The organism is Niallia nealsonii (genome assembly GCF_002835805.1).
Lineage (GTDB): Bacteria > Bacillota > Bacilli > Bacillales > Cytobacillaceae > Niallia > Niallia nealsonii.
Map to the genome: position 1 here is coordinate 1 of NZ_PISE01000033.1, position 5,375 is coordinate 5,375.

Annotated in this window: 6 protein-coding genes; 4 read left to right on the top strand and 2 right to left on the bottom strand. The window is 33.2% G+C overall.

Features of this window, described 5'->3' with window-relative positions:
- Positions 1 to 576 (top strand): CotY/CotZ family spore coat protein (locus CWS01_RS15230; protein WP_101178051.1); only part of this gene is annotated, 576 nt, incomplete at its 5' end.
- A gap of 48 nt (positions 577 to 624) precedes the next feature.
- On the opposite strand, the gene CWS01_RS15235 is transcribed toward CWS01_RS15230, so the two are convergent.
- Together CWS01_RS15235 and CWS01_RS15240 are read right to left on the bottom strand one after the other, a co-directional pair.
- On the bottom strand, positions 625 to 999 hold the full coding sequence (locus CWS01_RS15235; protein ID WP_101178052.1) for a hypothetical protein: 375 nt from the start codon (positions 997 to 999) through the stop codon (positions 625 to 627).
- An 11-nt stretch (positions 1,000 to 1,010) separates the two neighbouring features.
- The gene (locus CWS01_RS15240; RefSeq protein ID WP_101178053.1) at positions 1,011 to 2,207 is read right to left on the bottom strand and encodes a ParM/StbA family protein; all 1,197 of its coding nucleotides are present in this window, start codon (positions 2,205 to 2,207) and stop codon (positions 1,011 to 1,013) included.
- A 176-nt stretch (positions 2,208 to 2,383) separates the two neighbouring features.
- Here CWS01_RS15240 and CWS01_RS15245 point away from each other — a divergent pair, with 176 nt between their 5' ends.
- From CWS01_RS15245 to CWS01_RS15255, 3 genes are all read left to right on the top strand, one after another.
- A complete protein-coding gene (locus CWS01_RS15245) occupies positions 2,384 to 3,181 on the top strand; it encodes a CsxC family protein (RefSeq protein ID WP_101178054.1) in 798 nt (265 codons plus the stop codon).
- Between the two features lie 328 nt (positions 3,182 to 3,509).
- Positions 3,510 to 4,286, top strand: coding sequence for a CsxC family protein (locus CWS01_RS15250; protein ID WP_101178055.1), 777 nt, complete (start codon positions 3,510 to 3,512; stop codon positions 4,284 to 4,286).
- Positions 4,287 to 4,338: 52 nt separating this feature from the next.
- Positions 4,339 to 5,375, top strand: a 1,037-nt coding sequence (locus tag CWS01_RS15255; RefSeq protein WP_157827671.1) for a hypothetical protein, incomplete at its 3' end; no start/stop codon positions are given.

Here is a 5,375-nt window from a genome sequence, read left to right on the forward strand (position 1 = left end):
CATGAGAAAGAAGAGTGCAAAGCCCCTTGCTGTAAAAAACATGAGAAAGAAGAGTGTAAAGATCATGGTCATAAGAAACATCATAAACACTACACAAACTGTGTAGGAGAGGTTTTAGCGGCTATCTTAGCGGCTGAAAAAAAAGTGCAAAAAAAAGAGGAATGCTTAATTTCATGTAAGCAATCCATTCAAGAGCTTTTAGAAGAGAAAAAATCCCCGTTGAAAAACACGATTCCTTTCATTGTATACAGCAAAGACTGTCAACCTTTTAAAGCCACTGGTGTTACAACATATACAAGCCATTCAAAAGAGGAAAAATTTATTTGTGTTACTTCTTATTTATTTAAAATAAAGGAATTGGACAAGAAGTGTGCTGTTCTTGAATTATTGGCATTTAAGCCGAAAAAAAAATGTTGCTGCAGATCCCATGCCAAACAGGAGGGAAATGGGGATAAGCCTATCTGTTCCCAAGTTAATCATAAAAATGTTCATGATTTAGTTAAAACGGGAATTTGTATAAATGTAAATATATCCAGTTTTTCTGCAATTACTTGTCTTCCTGCTGTATATTTATAAGTATAAAAAATGTGAACTCGTATTTTTGAGCTCACATTTACATAAAAATTATCCACCAAAAACTTCAAGAATATCCTCGACATCTTTCATATTTAATTCGGCTGAAACAGTTTTTTGATTATATTTTATAGGCGACTTTATAGAAGGATTAAATGAAGAACAATAATTTTGTATCATCATTTCTTTTATCTCAGACAGTTCTGCAAGTATTTCTTTCATTTCTTCATGAGCTACTTTAGGATGAAGATAACTATTTAGAGCAGATAATAAAAGATGCAGAAGTGTTTGGTTATGGGTATGGTATTCAATTTGTTCTTTCATTTTTGCAGTAATAGGCTGTACTTCACCTGTTTTGACATCAATGAATTTATCAGGAATTGTAATGGCAGTCATGTTAGTATAATCAGTATATACCTTTGACATAATCATCATCCTTATCCTTTAATAAAATTAAGATTTGCAGTATTGTTTTGTTCTTGTTCATTTTTTAATTGCTTCATTTTAGCAAGAATCATGAGTCCAACAACATTTAATTTTTCCATGTTTTCTGGGAATGTTAAATGGATGGGACGACCCCGTTCAGACCATTTAACAGCAGCTTCCTGTATTTGCTTTTGAGCTAATTTTGCGGCTCCTCCTACAGCGATATATCTAGTTGCTCCTTTAATTTCATTGGAGGTTGAACGAACACGATCAAAATGTTCTAGGTATTTCACTGCCATTAGTTTCAATTGAGGAATAATATACTTACTAATATCTTTTTTGACTCCTGCATATGGTTCTACATACCACTCTGACTGTCCAGCCGCTAATTTTTCCTCAAGTTCTGCGCGGGAATCGAATTTATACATTTCATTTTTGCTTATTTTTTGTATAATGTTATCAAGAAATGGGTTGATGCCAAAGGTTTGGCCTTCAACAGAAGAAACGGGTTTATTATTTTTTATGCCGACAAAATCAATCGAGTCGCCTCCAAGATCCCCAATGATGATTCCTTTTCTAGAATCATTTACTAATGAGTCATCTTTAATGGCTAGTGTGTCTATGTCATGTGTTAATCCTAGATAAGCACATGCGCCTTCTGCACCGACAATAACATCTTCAATCTTTAATTTGATTACTACCTCTTTTGGTTCTGCTAATCCGGGAACTTTATGAAAAATAATGGTGTGTGTGCCTAATAATCGTTGTTTAAATATTTCTTTTTTTTCTTTAAATTGCGTAGTAGGCAATGATACAGCTAACTGATCAATCGTATAATCGATTTCATTTTCACCATGATGAAGTTGTACAGCATGATAAGCGGCTAGGCCAAATAGCAGAATATAGGTGCGATCTTCTGTTGCTTTTTGATTATGATATGCTGTTAAGCTCACATCTCTTTGTTTTGCTGCAGCTTTTCCTATATAGTATATTTCTCTTTTATCGACAATAGCGGGGCTTTTCACCTCAATGATTAAGTTTTCTTGAAAATCTACATCATCGTCATCATAGGGCTTTTCATAAAACTCTTCATCAAAAATGGCAATGGCATTTGGAAGTTGGTATTGGCATTCTGTACCATAATCATAGGTTAAGGATTTATACCAACTATTTCCTATATCAACCGCAAATAAGTTTTTTCTGTCCATATATTCTCACTCCTCCTTTTGAATCCTATGCGAGATAAAGGTTTTTCTGTGCGTGTACTATCCTATTTCCTTACAATATTTAAAAGCTTATCCAAAAAATCCACATATGTATTACTGCGTTCTTCATTAGGTGTGCATACAATGCAGTGTAGTAAAAAATAGAGGAGGAATTAATAATGAAAAAAGATAAAGATTGTATGGGGGTACATGTTAATGCACATGTTGGTGAGTGTGAGAGTGAGCCAATAACAAATCCTATTACAACACCAGCAGGTGAAACGATTATAAAAGTTCCTGTGACACTGGCAGAATTAACAGTAAGGACCAACTTAGTTGCAAGAATCCATTTTGCAGATCCAGTTCTTGAAATTAAAGACATTAAAAAGCGGATAAAAATTGTGCAGTGCCGATTACTGCTACCTGGAATTTCTGAATTTGATCCAGCTGGTCCATTTCAGCCAAGAACACTTAGCTTATTTATAAAGGGGTTTGTCCGTAAAAATATTCAATATGCTACACCTTGTCCAGGATCAACAGACGAAAGCGTAGTTTCTGAAATACGTTCTCTTACAGTTGATGTACCTTTTGAATGTGTAACAAAAATAAATAGTGATGATTTTTTAACACCACCACAGCTTCCATTCAACAATACAAGAAAAGAATTTGATTTTTTTAGAGCTCAAGACTTGGGACATGGACACCCAGAAAAGGATCAACTACTATCCAGCGACCTTTCACAGTTTCATCAAGTAAGCACACAGTTTTATAACGAAATTCCATTCTGTGAATTGTTAAGAAGTGATATTGTTGAATGGGATGAAGCTATAGATCGTAAACCATTGCCAGGTTGTGCACCTTTTGAAGAAGGCACTTTCCATCATGTAGAAGAAAAAATGTTCTTAGAGTTTAGAATTAAAGTGTTGCAAAAGCAACAAGTTCGCGTTACAGCACTTCCTGCACCACCAGGATTCTAACATTTTCTGCCCTTTATTGGTAAGTAAATGATTAATTAAGATAACTATTATAGGCAATATTTTGGAACATTCTTTAGAAATCCAAGATATTGTCTTTTTTGTAATATAATCATTTTCCTGATATATATATTCTGGATTTTTAAAAATGGCAGTATGTTTGAATGAATTATTTAAAATTTTTATTTTATTATAAATTCGATATTTTTTCTTTCATTCCATTATTTTGAATGAATAGAATACTAGGAAAAAATTTTAGTAGTAGGCTTTTGCCCAAACATAGATATTTAACCTGCATAAGATGCATTATCTTGTTTAAGGAGGACCCAAAATGTCAGATATAAATAAAAAAAATAATGAATGTAAAGTTACATCAACTCAAAATGAATGTGAAAGTCATCCCCATCATCCTCATATAACTCTAGGAAAAATTATTACAAAAGTTCCTGTTGTTTTAGCTGAGCTTACTCTTCAGGTTAATCTGGATGCTTTTATTGATTTTCCGGAACCTGTATTAGAAATAAAAGATGCGAAAAAACATATAAAATTAACTCAATGTAGGTTGTTACTGCCGACGAATAAATTATTTGTAAAAGGATTCGTGCGGAAAAATATTCAATATGCGAGTCCAAGTAAAGAAATTGATCACAGCACATCTAGATCTGTTGCATCAGATTTACACTCATTCACAGTGGATGTACCATTTCAATGTGTAACAGAGATTAAGCATTTCTTAACACCCCCAGTTTTGCCTATAATTAATAAACGCAGTGAATTTGACTTCTTAGTTTCAAAATCATTGCCTACAGGTTTTCCTGAAAAAGATGAATTTCAATCTAGTGACCTTTCCCAGTTTCACCAAGAAAGTACTCAACATTATAATGAAATTCCATTCTGTGAACTTATTTCCAGCAAAATTATTGAGTGGGATGAAGCGATAGATAGAGAACATCTTCCAAACGGCGGTCCACTAGGAGAAGGATTCTTTACAAAAATTGAGGAAAAAATGGTAGTTGATATTACCTTAAAAGTACTTCAAAACCAACAAATCCGTGTTTCTTCTACTACAAATGATGATCATCATTGTGATTGTGATGAATGTAGCTAAAAAAAAGTATAGAATCAAATAAATTTAGGTGTGAGGAGGAGGAGTGGGAGGAATGCTTAGTAAAAAGACAAATCTAAATAGAATGAAAAATAAAAAAAATGAACCCTCTGAAGATACAAATCGATTTCATCCAAAGTTAGATGTAGTAGACATAAATCGAACCAATTATGTGGAAAGTGGGACTGCATCACTTGACTTTCCCAATAGGAAGCAAAGAGAAAGTCTTGCTGAAAACAATAAAGTAGAGAGCCCCGATAAAAAAGGTAATGAATATTTAGATGTAACGAAAAAAAGTAGTTCGATATCTACTCAAAGGAAGATAAATAAAAATATTCCGAAACCATTTCTTCTTCCTCCACCAAAATTAGAAGGGAAACACATTCATTCAATAAATTTGGTTCAAGAGGAAGGGGAAGAAGTGCTTAAAGATGAATTAATGGAGTCTCCTGATAATAATGATCAAAACTTGGAAGAAGAACTAAATTTAAAGGATAAGAAATCGGCAGTGGACGAATCTCCGTCTAGTCAGGAAAAATCTCTAGATTCAATAGAAGAAGAGATATTAATTATACTGGAAGAATTTTCATCTGTTTTGAATGATATTCCTCTCCTGATAGAGAAAGTATCTGCTGATAAAGAAAAAGAAGTGTCAGAAGATTTTTCCTTTCTGGAAAATGAAAGTCCTCTTTTGATAGAGAAAGTATCTGCTAATAAAGAAAATGAAGTGTCAGAAGATTTTTCCTCGCTGGAAAATGAAAGTCCTCTTTTGATAGAGAAAGTATCTGTTGATAAAGAAAAAGAAGTGGCAGAAGAGTTTTTATCTCAGGAAAATAAAAGTCCGCTTGTGATAAAGAAAACAACTTCTGATAAAGAAAAAGAAGTGGCAGAAGAATTTTTATCTCTGGAGAAAGAAAGTTCTCTTTTGATAGAGAAAGTATCTGTTGATAAAGAAAAAGAAGTGGCAGAAGAGTTTTTAACTCAGGAAAATAAAAGTCCGCTTGTGATAAAGAAAACAACTTCTGATAAAGAAAAAGAAGTGGCAGAAGAGTTTTTAACTCAGGAAAATAAAAGTCCGCTTGTGATAAAGAA